Consider the following 22,270-nt stretch of genomic DNA (forward strand, 5'->3'; position numbering starts at 1 on the left):
AGCCGAACCTCCGTTTGCTGGCGGCTACTTGCCGCCGGTGATCTGGGACAGCAGCGCCGTCAGGACCTTCCCCAGGGTGGAATCCCGAAGCGCCCGCTTGCGGATGGTGAAGCTCCATCGGCCGCTCGGCTCGCGCTTGACGAGCACATCGGTCTGCAACAGCGTGAGGGCCAGCACGGCGGCCCCGAGCATGACGCCGTCGAAGCGCTCGGCCGGCTCCCGCGCGTACTCGACGGCCTCGCCGACCGTCCCGGCCAGCGCCTCGTCCCGATCCGCCGCGTACGCCAGCACGAGTCGCGCCAGTTCCCCGTCGGACGTGGGTGGCTCCTCCGGCCGCCCGTACACCGCCAGGTCCTCGGCCGCCAGGGCCTCCCGCAGTTCCTCACCGCGAGAGGGAAGCTCGCCGGCCGCGGTGAGAAGCCCGCGATCCTCCACCACAGCAGCCAGTGCCCTGACTGCTTCCTCCTCGGAGAGCAGCCGGATCTGCCATTGAAGGTCACGTTGAGTCGACATGTCCCAAGTCTTGCGCGCTCGCCAGACGTTCGCGGCACAAACAGCCGAAATCGGGTCGCCCGTCATCACGTCATTTCCCTGTCTCAAGGGCGGCAAGGATGGCCGCGGTCAGCGGTTCCACACACTCGTCGGCGCGCAGTTCGACCGCGTCAGCGAGGTCGATCCGGTGGCCGTCCAGGACGATCACAACAGCCTCGGCACCACGGACGACGGCACCTCACACCGGGCCCGTTTCCGAGCACCCTCCCCCTGGGACGAGGCAGCGGAACGGGGCAGCGTTGCTGTCAGTGCAGTTGCCGACCCCCGCCACCAGCCCGTTCGTCCTCGGCGACGGGTTCCACTCGGCGGGAGTGCGATGTCGTGTTTCCGCCAGCGCCGGTGGTCCCGTCGCGAGAAGGTCGGCGACGGCTCGTGTCCCTCACCGCGGGTCCGTCCGTTCGGAACTCTGCGAAAGGCGCAGCGCATGCACATCGTCCCCGGGCTCAAGGTCCTGTACTTCGGAACGCCGGTGGTGCTGATCAGCTCGCTCAACGAAGACGGCACGGCGAATCTCGCGCCGATCTCCTCGGCGTGGTGGCTGGGCCAGTCGTGCATGCTCGGTCTCGGCAACAACGCCCACACCACCGCGAACCTGCTGCGGGAGGGCGAGTGCGTGCTCAACCTGCCCTCGTCGGCGATGGTCGGTGCCGTTGACCGGATCGCGCTCACCACCGGGAAGCCGGCCGTGCCGGACTACAAGGTGGAGCAGGGCTACCGGTACGAGCCGGACAAGTTCTCGACCGCTCAGCTGACCGAGCAGGCATCGGATCTGGTCCGGGCCCCACGGGTCGCGGAATGTCCGGTCCAGCTGGAGTGCCGCGTCGTCTCGGCCCATCCGTTCGGCGGCCCCGCGTCACATGCCACCGCCTTCGAGGTCGAGGTTCTTCGCGCCCATGTCGAGGAGGGGCTGGTCATCCCGGGGACCCACTACGTGGACCCGATCGGCTGGGACCCACTGATCATGAAGTTCTGCGAGTTCTTCGGCGGTGGGCACAACGTTCACCCGTCGAGGCTCGCCGAGGGCTGGAACATGCCGCACCCGCGCCCCTCGGCGGCCGCCTGAGCGGTGTCCGCCCGTAGAATGCGAAGCTTGAACGGCCGTGGGCCCGGCCGGGCACACGCGGCCCGGCGATGATGTGAGGGAGCACCCGTGCCCAGCCAGCGGTCCATCAACGAGGCGGAAAGGCTCGTGCAGGCGAAGCTCGGCGGCATCCCCGTCCGCCGGGAGCGGATGGCCGCGGTGGCCAACATCTACCGGGCCGCCTCCGCCGTACGGCAGCACCTGGAGAACTCCGTACTGCGCGGCTCGGACCTGACCTGGACCGCCTTCGTGGTGCTGTGGGTGGTGTGGGTCTGGGGCGAGTCCGAGACGCGGCACGTCGCCGAGGAGGCGGGGATCTCCAAGGGCACGCTCACCGGGGTGTCCCGCACGCTGGAGTCACGCGGCCTGCTGCGGCGCGCCGATCACCCCACCGACGGGCGGCTGGTGCTGCTCGCACTCACGGAGGACGGCGAGGAATTCATGCGCCGGGTGTTCCCCGCGTTCAACGACGAGGAGTCCTTCGTCACCGCGCAGCTGAGCGACGCGGAGTGCGTCAGCCTCGCCGACGGGCTGCGGCGCGTGGTGCTCCAGGTCGAGGAGGCGGGCGAGGACCGGCGCCGGTCGCTCCTGAACGGCGAGGAGCCCGCCCCGCGCCGCAGCGGCCGGCGCGCCCGCCGCTGAGGCGGCGAGGTCGGGCCGGCCGGCCGGCGCGCGGTACGTCGGCTCAGACCGCGCCGCGGGCGGCCCGCACCAGTGCGTCGAAGAGGCGCTGGTGGGCCGGGTCCTCGTGGGCGGTGTCCTCCGGGTGCCACTGCACGGCCGCGAACCAGCCGTCGTGCCCGGTGAGTTCGACGGCCTCGACCGTCCCGTCGGCGGCCCGGGCGGTGACGGCCAGGCCCTCCCCCAGCCGGTCCACGTGCTGGTGGTGGTAGCAGGACGCCTGGACCTCCTCGGCACCGGTGATCCGGGCCAGGGGGGAGCCCGGCGTGAGCGAGACGAGGTGCCGGCGGTGGCGGTGCTCGTGTCCGGGGCCGCCCATGTCCTGGTGCAGGGTGCCGCCCAGGACGGTGTTGACCACCTGGAGTCCGCGGCAGACGGCCAGCAGCGGCACCCCGCCCGCGAGGGCCTGCCGGGCGAGTTCCAGGTCGAACGCGTCCTGCTCGTCGTCCACGTCGTAGACGGCCTCGTGGGCGTCGGACGCTCCGTAGCGGTGGGGCGCGAGGTCGCCGCCGCCGGGGAGCAGCAGCGCGTCGAACCGGGAGAGCCGGGCGGCGACCTCGGCGGGATCGGCGGCGCCGCCGGGAGCGTGCGGGTGCAGGGTGACGGGCTCGCCGCCGGCCCACCAGACGGCCTCGATGAGGGCCCGGGCGTTGACCTCCGCGGCGTAGCGCAGCGCGGAGGTGGTGGCGGCGAAGCGGGCGGGGATCGCGATGAGCGGCCGGCGGGTCACAGCTGGATCCAGGTGGTCTTCAGTTCGGTGTACTTCTCCAGGGCGTGGGCGGACTTGTCGCGTCCGTTGCCGGACTGCTTCATGCCGCCGAACGGCACGGTGAGGTCGCCCTCCTCGTAGCAGTTGACCCAGACCGTACCGGCCCTGAGGGCGCGGGAGACCTTGTGGGCGGTGGACAGGTCGGACGTCCACAGTCCGGCGGCGAGGCCGTACTCGGTGGCGTTGGCGAGGGCGACGGCCTGGTCGAGGTCGTCGAAGGTGAGGACGGCCAGCACCGGGCCGAAGACCTCCTCGCGGGCCAGCCGGCTGTCCGGGGCGACCTGGTCGAAGACGGTCGGTTCGAGGTAGGCGCCGCCGGTGCCGGTCAGCGTGCGCGCGCCGCCGGTGCGCAGGCGGGCGCCGTCGTCGAGGGCGGTGCGGACGTGGCCGAGGACCCGGTCGAGGTGGTTCTCGCCGACCAGGGCGCCCATCTCGGTGGCGGGGTCGAGGGGATCGCCCACGCGCAGGGCGCGGGCGCGCGCCACGACGGCCTCGGTGACCCGTTCGGCGACGGAGGTGTGGACCAGCAGCCGGGAGGGCGCGGTGCACATCTCGCCCTGGTTGAAGAAGATGCCCCAGGCGGCGGTGGCCGCGGCCTGCTCCAGGTCGGGGGCGTCGGGCAGGATGATGTTGGGCGACTTGCCGCCCAGTTCCAGCCAGACCCGCTTGAGGTTGGAGTCGGCGGAGTAGCGCAGGAAGTGGCGGCCGACGGCGGTGGAGCCGGTGAAGGCGAGGACGTCCACGTCGGGGTGGAGGCCGAGGGCCCGTCCGGCGACCGGTCCGTCGCCGGCCACGACGTTGAGCACGCCCGGCGGCAGTCCGGCCGCCAGACCGATCCGCCCGAGCAGCAGCGCCGACAGCGGTGAGTTCTCCGAGGGCTTGAGCACGACGGTGCAGCCGGCGGCCAGCGCCGGGGCGATCTTCCAGCCGGCCAGGGTGAGGGGGAAGTTCCAGGGGACGACCGCGCCGACGACACCGGCAGGCTCCCGGGTGACGAGGGCGAGGGCGTCGGGCGCGGTGTGCGGGGACTCGTCGGTGAGCTTGTCGGCGAGCCCGCCGTACCAGCGGAACGTCCCGATGACGGCCCGCAGTTCGATGTCGTGGGCGTCGGTGACGGGCTTGCCCGTCTCCAGGCTGACGGTGAGTGCCAGCTCCGCTCGCCGTTCCTCCAGGAGGTCGGCGAACCGCAGCAGGACGCGGCCTCGTTCGGCGGGGGACAGCCGCGGCCAGGGACCGCGGTCGAAGGCGCGGCGGGCGGCGGCGACGGCCGCGTCGACCTCGGCCGCGCCGGCGTCGGCGACCTCGGCCAGCACCCGGCCGTCGCGGGGCGACACCACGGGGAACGCACCACAGCCGGCTTCGTCGGCGCCGTCGATCAGGTGCGTGCGGGTCGGTTCCAGCGTCTCGGCCCGGCGGAGCCAGTCGTCGTGGGTGGCGAGGGTCATGGGGTCCTCCGGACCACGTGGGTGGGACATGGGTGGCGCGCGCGCCCGGCCTGCGGGCGCGCGCTATCGAAGACAGGCCCTGGAGTGGGTCAGCCGGTGCGTCGGCGCCGGATCCGGTGGTTGGCCACGCCGAGCGCCATGACGACGGGCACCGACAGGACGAGCGACAGCGCGGTGCTCGCCTCGCCGCCGATCAGGGTGGTGAAGTTGGCCAGGATGAGCCAGATGGCACCCGCGATGCCGAGCGCGCCCAGCACGGGGGCGATCACGGTGTTCCACACCCTGGTGTCCACCCGCCGCTGACGGAAGAACACCACGACCGACACCGAGGTCAGCAGGTAGAGCAGCATCATCGCCAGGACGGCGAGCCCGCTGAACCAGGAGAAGAGGGTGAGCACCGGGTCCTGGCCGGCCAGGGCGAAGGGCACGACCAGGAGGACGGCGACGACGGTCTGGACCCGGCCCGCGGCCGCCGGGGCGTGCCGGCCGTTCAGCCGGCACAGCCGCGCGGGCAGTTGCCCGTCCCGGCCGAGGCAGAACAGGTAGCGGCCGGCGGAGTTGTGGAAGGTCAGCACGCCGGCGAACAGCGAGGTGGCCAGCAGGACCGGCAGGAAGCCGCCGATCCAGCCGCCGAACAGGTCCGAGACGGGAGCGAAGACGAATCCGGCGGAGTCGCCGGCGGCCAGCGCCCGCTCCGCTGCCGCCGGTGCCTTCGAGGCGCCGTAGGCCGAGATCAGGGTCCACGAGGTGAGGGCGAAGAAGCCGGTGACCACGATCACCGAGAGGTAGGTGGCCCTCGGTACGGTCTTCTTGGGCTCCTTCGCCTCCTCGCCGTAGATGGCGGTGGCCTCGAAGCCGAACATCGACGCCAGGGCGAACATCACGGCGACGCCCGGCGCGCCCTGGAGGGCGGCCGACGGGGAGAAGCTGTCGGCCACCCCGAGCCCTTCCGGCCCGCCGCCCTTGACCAGGGTGACCAGGCCGAAGACCAGCAGGATGCTGAACTCGGCGAGCACGAACGCGGCCAGCACCCGCGCGCCCATCTCGATCCCCAGGGCGCCGAGGGCCTGCACCACGGCCATGGTGACCAGCGTGTAGACCCACCACGGGAGGTGGAGCGGGGTGTGGTCGGCGACGAGTGCGCTGACGATCGAGCCGTACAGGCCGTACATCGCCGCCTGGATGACGCAGTAGGCGAACAGGGCGACGGCCGCGCTGCCCGCACCGGCGGCCCGGCCGAGGCCGGTGCCGATGTAGGTGTAGAAGGCGCCGGCGTCGACGACGTGCCGGCCCATCGCGATGAACCCGACGGAGAAGAGCAGGATCACCGCCCCGGCCACCACGTAGGCCGCGGGGGTGCCGGAGCCGTTGCCGAAGGCGACCGACAGGGGGGCGGCGCCCGCGATGCCCGTCAGCGGGGCCTGACCGGACAGGACGAAGAAGAGGATGCCCAGGACACCCAGGGCGTTGGGTTTGAGCGTGGTCGCGGTGGGGGCGTCCCGCTCGGTCCGCTCTGAGGAAGTCGTCCGACTGTCCACACGGATCACCTGCCAGATTGGAGTGGGGGGAAGTCGTTTCAGGTCAAACGAGTTGCCTCATCGTGGGGTGCGGCCATCCGTTTGACAAGGGGTCGGAAGGCAGAGAACCCCGGCCGTCAGCGCCCGTCCGGCTCCTCGGCCGGCCCGGCCAGCCCGGCCAGGAGGCCCCTGAGCTCCGTCAGGGCAGCCTCGGTGGCCGCACGCTCGCCGAACACCAGCTGGTGCAGCACCAGGCCCTCCAGCGCGGCGAAGACCAGCCGGGACATGCCGGGGCTCACCGGCCCGGGCAGGATGCGGTCCAGCTCGCGTCGGCTGGCCTCGAAGTACTCCTCGTAGAGGCCGCGCAGCTGCGCCAGCAGCTCGGGCCTGCGGCGGGCCTCCAGCAGCAACTCGTACTGGAACGCCTGCAGTTCGGGTCCGGCCTCGACCATCTCCGCGAGACCGGTGGCGAAGTCGGCCGGGCCGCCCGTACCGGCACCGAGGGTGCTGGTGCTCAGGGAGGAGCGGATGGCGTGGGTGACGGCCTCCTCGATCAGCGCGTCGCGCGAACCGAAGTGGTGCACCACGAGCCCGTGGGTGACTCCGGCCTCCTCGGCGACGGCCCGGTAGGTGAGCTTGCGCAGACCACCCCGGGCCACCACGCGTACGGCGGCGTCCAGCAGGGCCGTCCGGCCCGTCCCGTAGTTCGTCACGCGCTTGCGGGGGCGGCGAGCGGGGGCGGGCTTGACGGGGTCGGTCATGTGATCGACCCTACCGGGGCCCACCGGTCAGCGCTTCGGCGGCCTGATGCCGCGGAACTCCCAGTCGCCGCCCAGAGCGGTGGACAGCACCTCCTCCGACTCCGTGGGCTGCGCCCCCACGTCGGTGCGGACCGGGGTCGGCCCGGTGACGACGTGGTTGGTGAGCCGGCCGAGGCCCTCCACCTCCACCTCCACGACGTCCCCGGGCCGGACGGGCCGGGAGTTGGCCGGGGTGCCGGACAGCAGCACGTCGCCGGGGTACAGGGTGATGGTGCGGGCGATGTCCGCGACGAGGTAGTGCATGTCCCAGGTCATCTCGTCGGTGGAGCCGTCCTGGACGACCTCGCCGTTGACGTAGGTCCGCAGCCGCTTGCCGTGGAAGTCCCAGTCGGTGACCAGTCCGGGGCCGAGCGGGCACAGGGTGTCGGAGCCCTTGACCCGGAGCATGGAGCCGGCGTCGGTGTCCCGGAAGTCGTGGAGGCCGTAGTCGTTGGCCACGGTGTAGCCGGCGATGTAGTCCCCCGCCTCGGCCGGGGAGACGTTGCGCGCGGTCCGGCCGATGACGATGGCGACCTCGCCCTCGTAGTTGAGCCACTTGCAGCCCTCGGGGCGGACGATCGCGCCCTTGTGGGAGTTGAGCGCCGAGGTCGGCTTGTGGAAGTACGTGGGGGTGTCGGGCAGAGCGATCCGGAACTCCTCCACCCGGCTGCGGTGGTTGAGGTGGACGGCGATCACCTTCGAGGGGACGACGGGCGGCAGGTGGTGGGCGTCCTCGATCGCGACGCGCCGGCCGTCTCCGGCGACCAGCTCGTCGCCGTCGCGCACGGTCTGGACGGCGGCGCCGTCGAGGAGGATGCGGCGGTACTCGGGCATGGCGGGGCCTTTCTAGACCGGGCTGTGGGGGTTGCGGGGGCCGGCGGGGGCGGGCAGGCCTGCGCCCGTCCAGCCGTTCTCGGGGCGGTCGAACCAGAGGTGGACCTGGCCGGTGCCGATCGAGTTCTCGTACTCGCCGTACTGGCGCGCCTTCGCGGTGCACGCCTGCTCACCGAGGGCGCCGGCCATCATCAGGTAGTGGAAGAACCGGGCTTCGGGCTTGTGGCGCCAGAACTCGTCCATGGTGTCGAGGACCCGGTCGTGGCGGCCCTCCGTGAACCAGGCGATCCGCTCCTCGTCGGCCGCCCGCGCCTCGGGGGTGAAGATGTGCGCCGGGTCGCCGGACTCGTGGTCGCGCAACTCGCGCAGCGGCCAGAAGGTGTGGGACAGGGCTCCGGAGGCGATCAGCAGCACCCGTCGGCCCGGGGTGGCGGCGATGCCGTCGGCCAGGGCGCGGCCCAGGCGCAGGTGGTCCTCCATGTCGCCGGTCTGGCAGACGCCGATGGTCACCCAGCGCTTGTCCGGCAGGCCTTCGCCGAGGAACTTCCACAGGTTGATCGTGGCGTAGTAGATCGGCAGGTACGCGTCGTCGATCGCGGTGATCCAGGTGCCGTGCCGGTCGGCGAACGAGGCGATGTTGCGGGCGAGTTCGGGATCGCCGGGGAAGTCGTAGGGCATCCGGCACATGCCGCGCGGCAGTTCCTCGGAGGTGAACAGGCCGGCCCGGCGCTGCTGGGCGGTGACCACGAACTCGACGGTGGTCGCCCAGTGGGAGTCCAGGACGACGACGGTGTCGTAGTCCTCGCGCCGGAAGACGTCCTCGCGCAGCTGCCGCAGGCCGGTGACGAGGGTGATCTCCCGGCCCTCGTTCAGCTGGAGCCTGGTCTCCTCGGGCAGCACGATGGTGGGGACGTGGGCGAGCAGGCCGGCTCCGACGATCTCACCCATGGTCCTTCCATCCCTTCGGCGAGGTGACGGTGTTCTTGAGGTCGCAGTAGAAGTCGAAGCTCCAGGTGCCGCCCTCGCGGCCGACGCCCGAGTGGCGGGAGCCGCCGAACGGGGCCCGGAGGTCCCGGACGAAGAAGCAGTTGACCCAGACGGTGCCCGCCACCAGATGCCCGGTGACGCGCCGGGCGCGCTCCGGGTCACCGGTGGCCACGGTGGCCGCCAGGCCGAAGCGGGTGTCGTTGGCCAGCCGTACCGCCTCGTCCTCGCCGCCGAAGGTCTGCAGGGTCAGGACGGGGCCGAAGACCTCCTCCTGGACGATCTCCGAGTCCTGGGCGACGTCGGTGAGCAGGGTCGGCGCGTAGTACTGGCCGTCCCGGCGGTGGCCGCCGATCACGGCGCGGGCGCCGGCCGCGACGGCCCGCTGCACGAAACCGTCGATCTTCTCCAGCTGGCGGGGGTGGATGTTCGGGCCGAGGCCGGTCGCCTCGTCGCGCGGGTCGCCCTGCTTCAGGAGCGCGGCCTTCTCGACGAAGCGGCGGGTGAACTCCTCGGCGACGCTCTCCTCGACCAGCAGCCGGGTGGCGGCCAGGCAGACCTGCCCGGCGTTGTCGTACTGCTCCACCGCGAGGTCGACGGCGAGGTCGAGGTCGGCGTCGGCGAACACCAGCAGCGGGGACTTGCCGCCGAGTTCGAGGCTGAGCGGGGTGAGGTTGGCGGCCGCCGACGCGGCGATGTGCCTGGCGGTCGGCACCGACCCGGTGAAGCTGATCCGGCGCACGTCGGGGTGCGAGGTCAGCGCGTCGCCGATCTCCGAGCCGAGGCCCTGCACCACGTTGAGGACGCCGGCGGGCAGCCCGGCCTCGGCGGCGATCTCGGCGAGCAACGAGGCCGTCAGCGGCGACCACTCGGCGGGCTTGAGGACGACGGTGTTGCCGGCCGCCAGCGCCGGGGCGACCTTCCAGGTGGCCAGCATCAGCGGCGCGTTCCACGGGGTGATCAGCACACAGGGGCCGGCCGGGTCCCAGCTGACGTGGTTGCTGTGGCCGCGGGTGTCGAAGTCCGCGTGGTCGAGCTTGAGCAGCCAGTCGGCGAAGAACCGGAAGTTGTGCGCGACCCGGGGCATGACGCCGCGCCGGTGCGAGCGCAGCAGGGCGCCGTTGTCGGCGGTCTCCACGACGGCCAGGTCCTCCAGCCGCCGCTCGACGCCGTCGGCGACGGCGTGCAGCAGGCGGGCGCGCTCCTCGCGGGAGGTGGCGGCCCAGGCGGGGAAGGCGGCCTTGGCGGCGGCGACCGCCGCCCCGGCCTCCGCGGCGGTGCCCCGGGCGATCTCGCCGAGGACGCTGCCGTCGATCGGCGAGTGGTCGGTGAACGTCGCGGCGGAGGCGACGCGCTCGCCGCCGATCCAGTGCCGGGTGTCGACGGCGACGCCGGCGACGGTGGTGAGGTGTTCGCTCATGTCGTCAGATTCCTTGCTCGGCACTGGAGTTCATTCGGCGACGGTGGTGTCGGAAGCCAGCAGCCGGCCGCCGTCCCACACCACGCCGACCTGCCGGTAGTAGGCGGCGATCGGCTCGCGGACCTCCAGCCGGGCCAGCTCCTCGGTGGGCGCCTCGAACAGCTCCAGTTCGGCGTCGCCCACCCACGGCTGTCCGGCCTCGAAGGAGGCGGCACCGGACTCGACCAGCTCGTCCAGGGCGAGGCCCCTGCCCTTCTCGATGGAGGGCAGCCAGCGGTGGTGGGCCATCGGATGGCTGTTGACGAAGCCGTTGGTCTCGGACGGCTCGCGCAGGGTGACGACGGCCTGGGCCAGGCGCCGGTCCGCGGCGGCGAGGGTCGCGCCGAACCGGGCACCGGGCTCGATGCGCGGGGCGGGCCCGTACGGGTGCGGCCGGGTCTGGTGGATGGAGCCGAGCTTCTTCGGGTAGCCCTGGTGCAGTCCCCGGGCGATGGCGAAGTCCTTGTCGACCCAGATGTGGACGCAGCGCGAGTAGTCCTGTCCCCGGTACTTGCAGCGGACGACGGCGAACGCCTCCTTGTACTGGGCGAGCACCGGGTCGAGCAGTTCCCGCCCCGAGGCGGAGCAGGACTGCCAGTCGGCCCAGATCAGCGCGACGGCGCCCGGGTCCTCGTCGGCGGGTTCCAGCGGCTCGGGCAGCAGCTCGCGCACCCGGGCGGGGTCGGTGCGGTACTCGATGGTGAGCAGGTCGCCGGAGTAGCGCCACGGCGGCGAGGGGATCAGCGACGAGGCGCCGGTCGCCGTCTTGGGGTGGAAGTATCCACGGACACTGGCCACTTGGGATTCCTTACGCGGTGGGAGCGGGTTGCTGGAGCAGTTCGGCGCGGTAGCGGGCGGCCGCGGACGCGGCGCTCTGGCCGCCGAGGGCGACGACGCCGACCAGGCGGCCGTCCCGGTGGTAGCCGACCAGGACGTCCCCGTCGAGGCTGCCGTCCAGGACGCGAACGTCGTCCTTGCCGAGGGCGGGGGCGCCGAAGGACTGGAGCCGGAAGTCGTGCTGGTCGCTCCAGAAGGTCGGCAGCGGCGCGAACGGCGCGAGAGCGTGGTCGGCGCCGGTGAGGTGCGCGGTGAGCACCTTGGCGGCGTGCTTGGCCGTGTCGGTGGGGATGGACCAGTGCTCGACGCGGCGCGGGACACCGTCGTACCGGGCGTTGGGGAAGCAGGCGACGTCGCCGACGGCGATCACCTCCGGACGTCCACCGGCCCGCAGGTGCTCGTCCGTGAGCACGCCGTCGGAGAGGTCCAGTCCGTTGCCTTCGAGCCACTCGGTGTTGGCCACGGAGCCGACCGACTCCACCACCACGTCCGCGGCCAGCACCCGGCCGTCGGCCAGGGCCACCCCGGTGACCCGGTCCTCGCCCTGGAAGGCGGTCACCCCGGTGCCGAGAGCGAAGCGGACGCCCCGGTCCCGATGGCGGGCGAGCAGTGCCCCGGCAAGCAGTTCGCCCAGCGGGCCGACCATGGGCAGCGGCAGCGGGTCGACCACGGTGACCTCGGCCGCGCCGAGGGCCACGGCGGTGGCGGCCACCTCGCAGCCGATGAAGCCGGCTCCCACCACGACCACGCGCGCGCCCGGCCGGGTCAGCGCCTCGCGCAGCCCCCGGGCGTCGGCCAGCGTGCGGACGGTGTGCCGTCCGGCGACGGGGCCGGGGCAGCGCAGTCGCCGGGGGCGCATGCCGGTGGCCACCACGAGAGCGCGGTAGGGCAGGGTCTCGCCGTCGCCGAGTTCGACGACCTGCCGGTCGAGAGCGGCACGGACGATCGTGGCGCCCAGGCGCCACCGCACGTCACGGACACTGGCCCGGGGCCGGAAGGCGAGCGAATCGAAGGTCGCCTTGCCCGCCAGGACCTCCTTGGACAGCGGAGGCCGGTTGTAGGGCATGTGGGGCTCGTCCCCGACGAGGGTGATCGGCCCGTCCCAGCCCGCGGCGCGCAGCTGTTCGGCGGCGCGCAGCCCGGCCATGGAGGCGCCGGCCACGACGATGGGTGCGGTCACGGCTCAGTCCTCGATCCGGATGGCCTGGAGCGGGCAGACGTCGGCGGCCTCCTCGACGTCTGCGCGCAGGGCCTCGTCGGGGTGCGCGACGTACGCCAGGCGACCGTCGTCGTCGAAGTGGAAGACGTCGGGGGCGGCGAAGACGCACTGGCCGTGGTCCTGGCACTTGTTCATGTCGACGACGACCTTCATGGCAGGTCCTCCTGATGGTGGGGGAGCGTCAGGGACAGGGAGGCAGAGGGGGCGTGGGCCCGCGGGGGCCGGATCACGGCCGAGGGGGCGGTGGACGCCGCAGAAGGGCGACGGCCTCCGCAGGGGGCGGTGGGCATCGACCGCCAAAACGTTTGATGTCAAATAACATAGGAAGCAGCCCGGCCTCTGGTCAATAGCTATCCGGATGGATAAATTTCTGGGACAGACCCCTTGCGGGAGAGCGACCGGCGTCCCTACCGTTTGCCACCAGCGAGCGAGCGAGCGGTGTCCTGCCCCACCCCGCAGTCCGAAGCCGCCGCGCCCCTCCCCCTCCCCACTCCCCCACTGCCGCGCGCCCTGGCCCCGCTGTGCCGCGAGCACGGGGAGGCGCCCCACTTCCCCCCAGAGGAGACACCGGTGAGCGCATCCGACATCCCGCCCGTCCGCCACCACATGGAGCGACTGGCCGCCCAGGGCATCGACGTGGTCCGGGTGACCTATCCCGACCTCATCGGCACCGAACGGGCCCGGGACGTCCTGCTGGACCACCTGCCCTCGGCCTGCGGCCACGGACTCGCCTTCTGCCGCGCCGTCTACCACACCAGCCCCCAGGGCGACGTGGTCCCCGTCTCCGGGGGCCTGGACGCCGGCCTGCCCGACATCTGCGTGCGCCCCGACCTCGACACCCTGACCGTCCTGCCCTGGGAACCCGGGGTCGCCAGCTGCCTCGGCGACGTCACCGACCCGGCCACCGGACGGCCCGCCCCGGAATCCCCGCGCGACCTGCTGCGCACGGTCGTCGACCGGTGCCGGCAGTACGGCCTGCACCCGGTCGTGGGGCCGGAGTTGGAGTACTTCCTGTGCGACGCGGCCCCCGAGACGCCCCGGGGCTGGCGCCGCTACAGCGAGGCCGCGGGCGTGGTCTACACGGCGGGGCTGCGCGCGGACGGCGACAACCACCTGCTGCGCAGCCTGCGCCTGCTGCGCGACCTCGGCATCGGCGTCACCAACGGCAACCACGAGTTCGACGGCTCCCAGTTCGAGATCAACCTGACCCACTCCGGCGCCATGGAGGCCGCGGACCGCGCCTTCCGCTTCAAGTCCGCGGTGAAGGAACTCGCCCGCAAGGAAGGCCGGTTGGCCACCTTCATGGCCAAGCCCTTCCAAGACGCCGGCGGATCCGGCTTCCACCTCCACCTGTCCTGCGTGGACGACGAGGGCGGCAACGTCTTCGCGGACCCGGCCGCGCCGTACGGGCTGAGCGCCGTCGCGCGCCACGCGGTGGCCGGCGTCCTCGCCCACGCCCCGGCACTCGCGGCGCTGGCCAACCCGACGATCAACTCCTACAAGCGCTTCGGCCCTGACACCCTCGCCCCCTGGCTGATCGACTGGGGGCTGGACAACCGCAGCGCCATGGTCCGCATCCCGCCGGAGCGCGGCTCCGGCAGCCGGTTCGAACTGCGGCTGGGGGACGCGAGCGCCAACCCCTACCTGCTGATCGCGGGAACCGTCGCGGCGGCGCTCCTGGGCGTCATCGCCGGCGAAGAGCCCGCCGCGCCGCTGGAGGGCTACGGCTACGACCGCACCAAGTCCGCGGTCCTGCCGACGTCCCTGCCCGAAGCCCTCGACGCGCTGGAAGCGGACACGGCCCTGACCGACGTCCTCGGCCCGGACTTCACCGCCGCCTACCTCTCGTACAAGCGCGACGAGGTCGACCGCTTCCAACGGCACGTCACCGACTGGGAGTTCACCGAGTACGCGTACCACCTGTAAGACCGAGGAGACCAACCATGACCACCGTGCCGTCCGCGCCGACCGTTTCCGGTGCCATCGACGAACCGATGCCCCTCGACCAGGTGAACCTGGCCGATCTCGACAACTTCACCGACGGCGTCACACCGTGGCGCATGTTCCACACCCTCCGCCACGAGGACCCGGTCCACTGGCAGCCGGAGGAGGCGCCCAACTCCGGCTTCTGGGCGGTCACCCGGCACGCCGACATCGCCCGCGTCGACCGGGACGCCGAAACCTTCACCTCGGCGAGGTTCGTGAACCTGGAGGAGGTCGACGACGACCAGATCAAGAAGCGCGCCTCCATCCTGGAGCTGGACGGAGTCCGCCACCGCGCCCTGCGCAGCCTCCTCCAGCGCCAGTTCGGCGCGAACGTCATCAACAGTTACGCCGACTTCCTGCGGGGCCTGACCGCCACCACACTGGACGCCGCCCTGGCCGAGGGCCGCTTCGACTTCGTCAGCGAGGTCTCCGCCGACTTCCCGATCAACGTGCTCGCCCGCCTCCTGGACGTGCCCCCGGAGGACAACCAGCAGCTCATCGACTGGGGCAACCGGATCATCGGCAACACCGACCCCGACTACGCCGACGTCCTGCTGCACAGCGAGGAAAGCGAGAAGTACCGCGACCTGCCCTTCCGCTCGCCCGCCTCGCTGGAGGTCTTCGCGTACGGCCGCGAGCTCGCCCGGCAGCGGCGCGGCGGCGCCGGCACCGACCTGATCTCCAAGCTGGTCAACGAGACCCCGCGCGACGGGGTGCCGCTCTCGCCGCAGGACTTCGACAACTACTTCCTGCTCCTGGTCGTCGCCGGCAACGAGACCACCCGCCACACCATCAGCCACTCCATGCTGGCGCTCCTCCAGCACCCCGAGCAGCTCGCCCGCCTCCAGGAGGACCCCTCCCTCATCCCCGCCGCGGTGGAGGAGTTCCTGCGCTGGGCGTCTCCCGTCTACCACTTCCGCCGCACGGCCACGCGCGACGTCGAACTCGGCGGAAAGCGGATCAGGGAGGGCGACAAGGTCGTCATGTGGTTCGCCTCCGGAAACCGTGACGAGGAGGTCTTCGGCAATCCCTACGACTTCGACGTGACCCGCCGGGACAACGACCACGTCACCTTCGGCAAGGGCAGCCCCCACCTGTGCCTGGGCAATCTGCTCGCGCGCACCGAGATCCGCATCATGTTCGAGGAGCTCATCCCGCGGCTGGCGGGCATCAGGCTCGTCGGAGACGTCCCGCGAGTGCGCTCCAACTTCGTGAACGGCATCAAGAAGCTCCCCGTCGAGGTCACCCTCGCCTGACGCCCACTCCCCCGGTACGGCCCGGAGCCCGGCCCCGGGCCGTACCCGACCGCGGGCGCCCTCAGGCCCGGAGGAACTCCAGCACCGCCAGCACCCGCCGGTGGGTCTCCTCGGCCGGCGGCAGGTCCAGCTTCATCAGGATGTTGCCGATGTGCTTGCTCACCGCCGCCTCCGACACCACCAGCTCCCGGCAGATCGCCGCGTTCGACCGTCCCTGCGCCATCAGCGCCAGCACCTCCCGCTCGCGCGGGGTGAGCCTGTCCAGCGGGCTGCGGCGGCGGCGCAGCAGTTGCCGCACCACCTCCGGGTCCACCACCGTGCCCCCGGCGGCCACCGTGCCGAGCGCCGCCACGAACTCCTCGATCTGTCCGATCCGGTCCTTCAGCAGGTAACCGACCCCGGAGCCGTCCCCCGCCTCCAGCAGCCGGGCCGCGTACGAGTGCTGCACGTACTGGCTGAGCACCAGGACGGGCAGTGCGGGGAAGCGTTCACGCAGCGCGAGGGCCGCCCGCAGCCCCTCGTCGCTCTGGCCCGGCGGCATCCGGACGTCCGTGACCACGAGGTCCGGCCGGTGTTCCCCGACCGCCGTCCGCAGCGCCTCGGCGTCCCCGACGGCCGCCACCACCTGATGCCCGAACCGGGCCAAGGCCCTCGCGCAGCAGGACACCGTCCTCGGCCACCACCACCCGCAGGCCGTCCGTCGGTCCGGTCGTCGTCACGCTGCTCCTCGGTCGATCGGGGCGCAGGGGATGTCCACCCGCACCAGGGTCGGTCCGCCGGGCGGACTGCTGACGGACAGTGTGCCGTGCACCACCGCGACCCGGTCGGCCAGCCCGGTCAGTCCGGTGCCGCGCGCCGGGTCGGCGCCACCGCTGCCGTCGTCCGTCACCTCGATCGTCAACCGGCCGTCCGCGTACTGCCCTTCGACCGTCGCGCTGCTCGCGCCGCTGTGTTTGGCGAGGTTGGCGAGCGCCTCGGTGACGGCGAAGTAGCCGGCCGACTCGACCGGGGCCGGCAGCCGGCCGGGCAGCTCGAAGCGGGTGGCGACCGGGACCGGCGAGCGGTCGGCGGCGTCCTCGCAGGCCTCCGGCAGACCGTGGCCGGTGAGCACCTGCGGATGGATGCCGTTGATCAACTCCCGGAGTTCGGACAGGACTTCGCCTGCCTCCCGGTGCGCCTCGGCCAGCCGGGCGGCCAGCGGCCCGTGCACCGGGGCGTCCAGCCGGGCCAGCCCGAGCGCCATGGTCAGCGCCACCAGCCGCTGCTGGGCGCCGTCGTGCAGATCGCGCTCGATCCGGCGCCGCTCCGCCTCGAAGGCATCCACCAACCGGGCCCGGGAGCGTACCAGTTCGCCGATCCGCTGCTCCTGCCCGCCGGGCGCCAGCACCAGCCGGACCAGCGCCGCCCGGGCGGCGGCCAGGAGGGCCAGCGGGTAGGCCAGCAGCGGGAGGAGCAGCAGTCCGACCAACCCGAGCAGGGCGGCCAGCGGCGGCGAGTGCACCACGAGCACCTTGAGCACGTTCACCTGCTCGCCGTCCCGCAGCAGCAGCGGCAGCGCCGCGATCAGGTAGCCGGGCACGGCGAGGGCGCAGCCCGCCACCGCCAGGTCGATCGGCCAGAGCACGAAGGCGGCCAGCAGCGCGAAGCCCAGCTCCCGCCAGGTCGCCTGCTCGCGGTAGCGCAGCCGCAACCAGGCGGCCAGACCCGGGTTCGGGGGGACGAGGTGCGGGTCCGGCACCCGTCCGCCGTCCAGGAAGCGGACCAGCCGCCGCTCCCAGGCCGCGACCGGCACCCCGGCCAGGGCCAGCGCGGCCGCCAGTGGCAGCCCGACCAGCACCACCGCCAGGACCCCGGCGACCAGCCCCGACAGCAGCAGCCCGAAACAGAGCAGCAGCCCGCTCAGGCCGGTGGCCAGCAGGTACCCGGCCGCCCGCCAGGGGGCGTCCGAGCGCAGGAACCCGGCCCGGGCCGGCGGGGCCCAGAGGCTCCTCGCGCCCGGCCCGTCCGCTCCGGCCGTCCCTGCCGTGCCGCCCCCGCTCACCGCGCCCCCTCCGTCACAGCCGTGCGCCCTCCGTCAGAGGAATCCCGTCCGCACACCCTAGGCACCGGGCGGACGCCCCGGCGGTAGGGCCTGGCCTACCTTTGCCCCGCCCCTCCCCCGGCCCCGGGGAGCCCGCGCCGGGGAGCCCGCGCCGGGGAGCCCGCGCCGGGGATCTCCCCTACGGGTAGGGCCGCCCCTACCCACCGGAGTAGGCCCCGGTCTGCTGACCGTCCCCGCCCCCGGCCGGTTCGCTGGGCGTCATGAGAATGCTGCGGATCGCCCTCACCTCGCTGACCACGCGCTGGCCCTCGCTGCTCGGCGCCTTCCTCGCCCTCGCGCTCGGCGTCGCGATGACCGCCGTGATGCTGCTCGGCCTGGCCGCCGCGCTCGACGCACCGCCCGGCGGAGGGGAGTTGGTCTCGCTGGTCGCCGCGCTCGGCACCGCCGGCGGGGTGAGCGCGTTCGTGTCGGCGTTCGTCGTGGCCTCCACGTACTCCTACGCCGTCGTCCGGCGCCGCCGCGAGTTCGGCCTGCTCAGGTCGGCCGGGGCGACCCGGGCGCAGGTCCGGCGCACGGTGCTCGCCGAGGCGCTGCTGCTCGGCGCGGTCGCCTCCGCCACGGGCTGTCTGCTCGGCCGGCTCGGGGCGCCCGCGCTCGTCCGATGGCTGTCCGGGGTCGGCATGGCCCCGCCCGGCTTCGCACCGAGCGGCTCGGCCTGGCCGCTGCACGCCGCGTTCTGGACCGGTCTGCTGGTCGCCCTGGGCGGGGTCGCGGTGGCCGCCCGCCGGGCGGGCAGGGTCGGCCCGCTGGACGCCCTGCGCGCGGCCGACCTCGACACCGGGGTGCTGACCCGCGGCCGGCTGCTGCTGGGGCTCGGCCTGTTCCTCACCGCCGTCGCGCTGGCCGGCGCCGCGCTCGTCACGGGCCCCGCCGACCTGCTGCACCGCAAGACCTACACCACCCAGCCGATGTGGCTGATCAGCGCGGCCGGCCTGCTCTCCCCGCTCCTCGCGCCGCCGCTGGTCCGGGTGCTCGGCCTGCTGTTGCCCGCCCGGCTCACCGGGTACGCGGGCCGGCTGGTGCCCGCCGGCGCCGCCGCCGCGCTGCGCCGTACGGGCGCGGTGGCCGCGCCGGTGCTGGTGGCGGTGGCGCTGACCGGCTCCCTGGCCGGCGCACTGGACACGGTGAGCGCCGCCCGGGCCGCCGAGGCCCGCACCCGGACCGCCGCCGACCTGGTCGTCCGCCCCGCCGGACCGGCGGAGCCGTTGGTCACCGCCCTGCGGACCGTCCCCGGCGTGACCGCCGTCTCGGCGACCGCGCCCACGCCGCTGGCCCTCGTCGAGCCGGACGGCGTCACCGTCCGGTCCGAGGCGCGCGCCGCCGACCCGGCCGGCCTGGCCGCGCTCGCCCGGCTCCCCCTGCTCGCCGGCTCCCCGGCCGACCTCGACGACAACTCCCTGGTCCTGCCCGCCGAGTGGGGACGCACGGTCGGCGAGCTCGTCCCGGTGGTCCGGGCCGACGGCAGCCGGACCGTCCTGCGGACCGTCGCCGTGCTGCGCGACGGCCTCGGCGACAACGGGCTGTACGTCACCGCCGCCAACGCCCCGGGCGCCCGGGTGGACCGGATCGAGGTCCGGCTCGCCCCGGGCACCGACGGCACGGCCGCCCTCGACCGCGCCCGCGCCGCCCTCCGCCCGTACGGCGCGACGGTGCTCGACCGGGCCGGCTGGCTCGCCGCCGTCTCCCCCTCGACCGGCCGGATCGCCTGGCTTCGGACCGCCCTGGTGCTCGCCCTGGCACTCGTCTACACCGCGATCGCGCTCGCCAACACACTGCTCACCACCACCGGGGACCGCCGCCGCGAACTCGCCCTGCTCCGGCTGGCCGGCGCCACCCGGGGCCAGGTGGTCCGTCTGGTGACGGCCGAGGCGGTGCTGGTGGCGGCGGTCGGCGTGGTGCTCGGCTGCGCCGTGTCCGCCGTTCAACTCGGCGCCATGCACGCCGCGTTGGGTGTCATCGGCGCGCCCGGTCCGTGGGCGCTGCCATGGCGCCCGGTCGGGCTGGTGGCGGCCGGGGCGCTGGTCCTGGCGGCCCTGTGCGCCGCCCCGGCCGCCGCCTGGGTGCTCCGCCACCGCCCGGTGACGGCCGCCGCCCGCTGAGCGGGCCGGCTCTCCGGCCGGTTCAACCGGCCGAGGCCTCGACCGATCGCACCGGCTCGGCCCCCGTGCCACCGGCCGCCCCGGCCAGCGCCTCCAACCGCCGCAGGCTGGCCCGGCGCTGGAGCGCGCCGAGGCCGACCGTCGCCGCTCCGAGCCCCAGCCAGCCGAGCGGGCCGGCCGCCATCACCACCCCCGTGAGCAGCAGCGGGCCCACCGACTTCTGCACCGACTGGGACATCCCGGCGACCCCCAGGTACGAGGCCCGGGCGCCCGGCGGGGCCAGCACGACCGCCAGCTCCCAGGAGCTCACCGAGCGCAGCAGCTCCGCCAGGGTGACCAGCATGGCCGCGGCCAGCAGTGCGACCGAGGCCACGACCGGCCCGGCGCCGGTGGCGAGCGCGATCAGCAGGCAGCCGCCCAGCACCGTCACCCCGTACCAGCGCACCGCTGCGGCCGCCCCGAGCGCCCCCTCCGCCCGGGCCGAGACCCGCAGTTGCAGCAGCACCACGAGCACCGTGTTGAGCACCAGGAAGACCGGGACGACCGCGTGCGGCGCGCCGGTGTGGTGGACCAGCCAGAGCGGCAGCCCGACGTTGAGGATCGAGTCGTCCAGGTTCAGCGGCATGTCCAGCAGGACGAACCGCAGGTAGCCGCGGTCCCGCCAGGGACTCGGCACGGCGGACGGCACCGCGGTGGGCTCCTCCCCGGCCTTCGCCGCGACCAGGCCGCGCCCGGACGGCTCCCGGGTGCGCCAGACCAGCACGGCGGCGAGCACGTAGGACAGCCCGTTGGCGAGGATCAGCGCCCGGTAGGCGGCCGTGGTCCCCACCGCGAGCCCGATCGCCGCGATGCCCGCACCGAGCGCGTACCCGGCGTTGGCCACACTGCGGAACAGCGCCTGGTAGGTCGCCCGCCGCTCGCCCGCCACCCGGGTCGCGAACAGCATCTCCAGCGTCTTGGCGGCCCGCTCGGCCAGGCAGATCAGGGCCACCACGGGCAGCAGCGCGGCGAAGTCGTCGACCACCAGCAGCAGCACCATCGCGCCCAGCCGCAGCAGGTGGCAGCCGATCAGCAGCCACCGCACCGGCACCCGCTCGGCCGCCCGCCCGGCCAGCGGGGACCCGGCGATCCCCGCCACCGCCCCCACCCCGAGCAGCAGCCCAAGCCGGCGCGCGTCCATCCCGCACACGTAGGTGAAGTAGAGCACCGAGGCCGCCGCCCACACCCCGGTGCCGGTCCGGTCGACGCACTGAGCCAGCAGCATGATCCGCGCGTCCCGCCCGCCCGGCGGCCGCCGCAGCTGCGTCATCAGTCCGTTCCCCCGCATGGCAGGCCCCCGTCGCATGAGTGGTGTGAGTCGGTCGAGTCGCGTGATCGCAATCAATCTCGACATCAAGATACTTCACATCAAGAGACTCACGGAACCCCTGAAACGCCGGTAGCGCCCGACCCCACGAAGGGCCGGGCGCCACCGGGGCGACGACGGGCGGGAGTCCCCGCCCGGCTCACCTCGGCGGAACGACGGACTCGATCAGCGCCACCGTCGCCTGCGGGTCCGCCACCTGGACCACCAGCCGGGCGTACTTCTCGTCGGCGAGCTCGATCACCACGATCCGGCTCGCGTCATGCACGTCCCAGAACACCCGCTCGCCGTCGCGGCGGAAGGTCCCGGCCGTGATGACGTCCGGGAAGTGGGTCCCGGGGGCCCGGAACCCCTTGGGCTCCTTGGCGATCCCCGGATCCGCCGTCGCGCCGCGCACGTTGGCCAGTGGGATCACCAACCGGCTCTTCAGCGCCCAGAGCTTGTCCAGGCCCTCGATCTCCACGACCAGGCTGTCGCCGTCTATCCCGACCTGCGCCATCTGCCGACTCCTTCTCCTCGGTGGAAGCACTTCCGTGGTCAACCGGGCGTCCGGGACGCCCGACAGGGCCGCTCAGCGGCGGTCCAGCCCCCGCAGCAGCGCCGCGCCGGCCGCCGGGGCGTCGACGCCCGGATCGACCGCCCGGTCCAGCGCCCGCAGGCCGAGCAGCGCGGCCGCGACGCCCGTCGCCACCTGCCCCTGCCCGGGCCCCGGCCCGTCCCCCAGCACCCGGACGATCGCCTCGTCCAGCACCGCGAACGACTCCGCCACGATGCGGGCCACGTCCCGGTCCCGCGGCGCCCGTTCGACCAGCGCGAGCAGCAGCAGGTCCAGCGCCGGCCCGTGGACCTCGTCCCGCAGCGGCCCGCTCAGCAGCTCGTACCGGTCCTCGGCCTCGGCCTCGGCCATCCGGGCGGCCAGCGCGGCGATCCGGTGCTCCAGCGACCAGCCGAGCGCGGCCAGGTAGAGCCCGCGCTTGCTGCCGAAGGTGCGGTAGAGGCTGTTCCGGTGCACCCCGAGGCCGTTGACCAGGTCGTCGACCGAGATGCCGTCATAGGCCCGCGCGGCGAACAGGTCGGCGGCCCGGCGGACCACCTCGGCCTCGTCGAAGTTCCTCGGACGTCCCATGCCCCGGACGGTACGCCTTTGGGGAACGGTCAGTCAAGAACAATCATTCCCAAATTCCAAGCGGCCCGCGGCAGGGGCGGCGGCGCAGCCCTCGACGCACGGCGGGCGGTGCGCCACACTCTCCCCAGCAGCACCCGCGCTCCCAACGCACCGGCACGACA

At 73.5% G+C, this 22,270-nt stretch carries 20 protein-coding genes and 1 pseudogene; 5 read left to right on the top strand and 16 right to left on the bottom strand.

Features of this window, described 5'->3' with window-relative positions; translation table 11 throughout:
- Positions 1-24 precede the first annotated feature (24 nt).
- Complete coding sequence (locus ACFU7Y_RS03185) at positions 25-513, bottom strand: hypothetical protein (protein ID WP_380766313.1); 489 nt, start codon at positions 511-513, stop codon at positions 25-27.
- Between the two features lie 463 nt (positions 514-976).
- Between ACFU7Y_RS03185 and ACFU7Y_RS03190 the strand changes: the two genes are divergently transcribed.
- Both ACFU7Y_RS03190 and ACFU7Y_RS03195 read left to right on the top strand, forming a co-directional pair.
- Positions 977-1,615, top strand: a complete 639-nt coding sequence (locus ACFU7Y_RS03190; protein ID WP_224279524.1) for a flavin reductase family protein — start codon at positions 977-979, stop codon at positions 1,613-1,615.
- Positions 1,616-1,702: 87 nt separating this feature from the next.
- Positions 1,703-2,275: a MarR family transcriptional regulator gene (locus ACFU7Y_RS03195; protein WP_224279526.1), complete on the top strand. Its 573-nt coding sequence runs from the start codon at positions 1,703-1,705 to the stop codon at positions 2,273-2,275.
- Between the two features lie 43 nt (positions 2,276-2,318).
- On the opposite strand, the gene ACFU7Y_RS03200 is transcribed toward ACFU7Y_RS03195, so the two are convergent.
- From ACFU7Y_RS03200 to ACFU7Y_RS03245, 10 genes are all read right to left on the bottom strand, one after another.
- Positions 2,319-3,044: a gamma-glutamyl-gamma-aminobutyrate hydrolase family protein gene (locus ACFU7Y_RS03200; RefSeq protein ID WP_224280669.1), complete on the bottom strand. Its 726-nt coding sequence runs from the start codon at positions 3,042-3,044 to the stop codon at positions 2,319-2,321.
- A complete protein-coding gene (locus tag ACFU7Y_RS03205) occupies positions 3,041-4,528 on the bottom strand; it encodes an aldehyde dehydrogenase (RefSeq protein ID WP_224280668.1) in 1,488 nt (495 codons plus the stop codon). The genes ACFU7Y_RS03200 and ACFU7Y_RS03205 overlap by 4 nt, the downstream gene beginning before the upstream one ends.
- A gap of 89 nt (positions 4,529-4,617) precedes the next feature.
- A complete protein-coding gene (locus ACFU7Y_RS03210; protein ID WP_380766315.1) occupies positions 4,618-6,066 on the bottom strand; it encodes an APC family permease in 1,449 nt (482 codons plus the stop codon).
- A 116-nt stretch (positions 6,067-6,182) separates the two neighbouring features.
- Entirely contained in the window at positions 6,183-6,806 is a 624-nt protein-coding gene (locus ACFU7Y_RS03215) for a TetR/AcrR family transcriptional regulator (RefSeq protein ID WP_224280666.1), read from the bottom strand.
- Between the two features lie 27 nt (positions 6,807-6,833).
- The gene (locus ACFU7Y_RS03220) at positions 6,834-7,679 is read right to left on the bottom strand and encodes a fumarylacetoacetate hydrolase family protein (protein ID WP_224280665.1); all 846 of its coding nucleotides are present in this window, start codon (positions 7,677-7,679) and stop codon (positions 6,834-6,836) included.
- A gap of 12 nt (positions 7,680-7,691) precedes the next feature.
- A complete protein-coding gene (locus tag ACFU7Y_RS03225; RefSeq protein ID WP_224280664.1) occupies positions 7,692-8,627 on the bottom strand; it encodes a 3,4-dihydroxyphenylacetate 2,3-dioxygenase in 936 nt (311 codons plus the stop codon).
- Positions 8,620-10,083, bottom strand: a complete 1,464-nt coding sequence (locus ACFU7Y_RS03230) for an aldehyde dehydrogenase (RefSeq protein ID WP_380766317.1) — start codon at positions 10,081-10,083, stop codon at positions 8,620-8,622. Before ACFU7Y_RS03230 ends, ACFU7Y_RS03225 begins: the two co-directional genes overlap by 8 nt.
- 30 nt (positions 10,084-10,113) lie before the next feature.
- The gene (locus tag ACFU7Y_RS03235) at positions 10,114-10,920 is read right to left on the bottom strand and encodes an acetoacetate decarboxylase family protein (protein ID WP_224280662.1); all 807 of its coding nucleotides are present in this window, start codon (positions 10,918-10,920) and stop codon (positions 10,114-10,116) included.
- A gap of 10 nt (positions 10,921-10,930) precedes the next feature.
- Positions 10,931-12,139 (bottom strand): NAD(P)/FAD-dependent oxidoreductase, encoded by a 1,209-nt coding sequence (locus tag ACFU7Y_RS03240; protein WP_380766318.1) that lies wholly within the window; start codon positions 12,137-12,139, stop codon positions 10,931-10,933.
- A gap of 3 nt (positions 12,140-12,142) precedes the next feature.
- Complete coding sequence (locus ACFU7Y_RS03245) at positions 12,143-12,331, bottom strand: ferredoxin (protein WP_224280660.1); 189 nt, start codon at positions 12,329-12,331, stop codon at positions 12,143-12,145.
- A gap of 417 nt (positions 12,332-12,748) precedes the next feature.
- On the opposite strand from ACFU7Y_RS03245, the gene ACFU7Y_RS03250 reads away from it, so the two are divergent.
- Together ACFU7Y_RS03250 and ACFU7Y_RS03255 are read left to right on the top strand one after the other, a co-directional pair.
- Positions 12,749-14,104 carry a glutamine synthetase family protein gene (locus tag ACFU7Y_RS03250; protein ID WP_224280659.1) on the top strand — a complete coding sequence of 452 codons (1,356 nt, stop codon included), beginning with the start codon at positions 12,749-12,751 and terminating at the stop codon, positions 14,102-14,104.
- Between the two features lie 17 nt (positions 14,105-14,121).
- Positions 14,122-15,420, top strand: coding sequence for a cytochrome P450 (locus tag ACFU7Y_RS03255; protein WP_380766319.1), 1,299 nt, complete (start codon positions 14,122-14,124; stop codon positions 15,418-15,420).
- A gap of 61 nt (positions 15,421-15,481) precedes the next feature.
- Here ACFU7Y_RS03255 and ACFU7Y_RS03260 read toward each other — a convergent pair.
- Positions 15,482-16,103, bottom strand: a pseudogene (locus ACFU7Y_RS03260) (LuxR C-terminal-related transcriptional regulator).
- 32 nt (positions 16,104-16,135) lie between these two features.
- On the bottom strand, positions 16,136-17,461 hold the full coding sequence (locus ACFU7Y_RS03265) for a sensor domain-containing protein (RefSeq protein ID WP_380766320.1): 1,326 nt from the start codon (positions 17,459-17,461) through the stop codon (positions 16,136-16,138).
- 260 nt (positions 17,462-17,721) lie between these two features.
- Between ACFU7Y_RS03265 and ACFU7Y_RS03270 the strand changes: the two genes are divergently transcribed.
- Positions 17,722-19,620, top strand: a complete 1,899-nt coding sequence (locus ACFU7Y_RS03270; protein ID WP_380766321.1) for an FtsX-like permease family protein — start codon at positions 17,722-17,724, stop codon at positions 19,618-19,620.
- A gap of 22 nt (positions 19,621-19,642) precedes the next feature.
- Here ACFU7Y_RS03270 and ACFU7Y_RS03275 read toward each other — a convergent pair whose 3' ends face one another.
- From ACFU7Y_RS03275 to ACFU7Y_RS03285, 3 genes are all read right to left on the bottom strand, one after another.
- Entirely contained in the window at positions 19,643-20,929 is a 1,287-nt protein-coding gene (locus tag ACFU7Y_RS03275; RefSeq protein WP_380766322.1) for an MFS transporter, read from the bottom strand.
- Positions 20,930-21,125: 196 nt separating this feature from the next.
- The gene (locus ACFU7Y_RS03280; RefSeq protein WP_224285354.1) at positions 21,126-21,482 is read right to left on the bottom strand and encodes a hypothetical protein; all 357 of its coding nucleotides are present in this window, start codon (positions 21,480-21,482) and stop codon (positions 21,126-21,128) included.
- Between the two features lie 72 nt (positions 21,483-21,554).
- Entirely contained in the window at positions 21,555-22,109 is a 555-nt protein-coding gene (locus ACFU7Y_RS03285; RefSeq protein WP_380766323.1) for a TetR/AcrR family transcriptional regulator, read from the bottom strand.
- Positions 22,110-22,270: the final 161 nt, after the last annotated feature.

The sequence above is a fragment of the Kitasatospora sp. NPDC057542 genome (assembly GCF_042801945.1).
In the GTDB taxonomy this organism is placed as follows: Bacteria; Actinomycetota; Actinomycetes; order Streptomycetales; family Streptomycetaceae; genus Kitasatospora.

What these genes read in the sequence shown, in the direction of transcription:
- ACFU7Y_RS03185 (WP_380766313.1), bottom strand. Translation starts at nt 513, where the DNA reads ATGTCGACTCAACGTGACCTTCAATGGCAGATCCGGCTGCTCTCCGAG.
- ACFU7Y_RS03190 (WP_224279524.1), top strand. Translation starts at nt 977, where the DNA reads ATGCACATCGTCCCCGGGCTCAAGGTCCTGTACTTCGGAACGCCGGTG.
- ACFU7Y_RS03205 (WP_224280668.1), bottom strand. Translation starts at nt 4,528, where the DNA reads ATGACCCTCGCCACCCACGACGACTGGCTCCGCCGGGCCGAGACGCTG.
- ACFU7Y_RS03215 (WP_224280666.1), bottom strand. Translation starts at nt 6,806, where the DNA reads ATGACCGACCCCGTCAAGCCCGCCCCCGCTCGCCGCCCCCGCAAGCGC.
- ACFU7Y_RS03220 (WP_224280665.1), bottom strand. Translation starts at nt 7,679, where the DNA reads ATGCCCGAGTACCGCCGCATCCTCCTCGACGGCGCCGCCGTCCAGACC.
- ACFU7Y_RS03225 (WP_224280664.1), bottom strand. Translation starts at nt 8,627, where the DNA reads ATGGGTGAGATCGTCGGAGCCGGCCTGCTCGCCCACGTCCCCACCATC.
- ACFU7Y_RS03230 (WP_380766317.1), bottom strand. Translation starts at nt 10,083, where the DNA reads ATGAGCGAACACCTCACCACCGTCGCCGGCGTCGCCGTCGACACCCGG.
- ACFU7Y_RS03245 (WP_224280660.1), bottom strand. Translation starts at nt 12,331, where the DNA reads ATGAAGGTCGTCGTCGACATGAACAAGTGCCAGGACCACGGCCAGTGC.
- ACFU7Y_RS03255 (WP_380766319.1), top strand. Translation starts at nt 14,122, where the DNA reads ATGACCACCGTGCCGTCCGCGCCGACCGTTTCCGGTGCCATCGACGAA.
- ACFU7Y_RS03270 (WP_380766321.1), top strand. Translation starts at nt 17,722, where the DNA reads ATGAGAATGCTGCGGATCGCCCTCACCTCGCTGACCACGCGCTGGCCC.
- ACFU7Y_RS03275 (WP_380766322.1), bottom strand. Translation starts at nt 20,929, where the DNA reads ATGACGCAGCTGCGGCGGCCGCCGGGCGGGCGGGACGCGCGGATCATG.
- ACFU7Y_RS03280 (WP_224285354.1), bottom strand. Translation starts at nt 21,482, where the DNA reads ATGGCGCAGGTCGGGATAGACGGCGACAGCCTGGTCGTGGAGATCGAG.
- ACFU7Y_RS03285 (WP_380766323.1), bottom strand. Translation starts at nt 22,109, where the DNA reads ATGGGACGTCCGAGGAACTTCGACGAGGCCGAGGTGGTCCGCCGGGCC.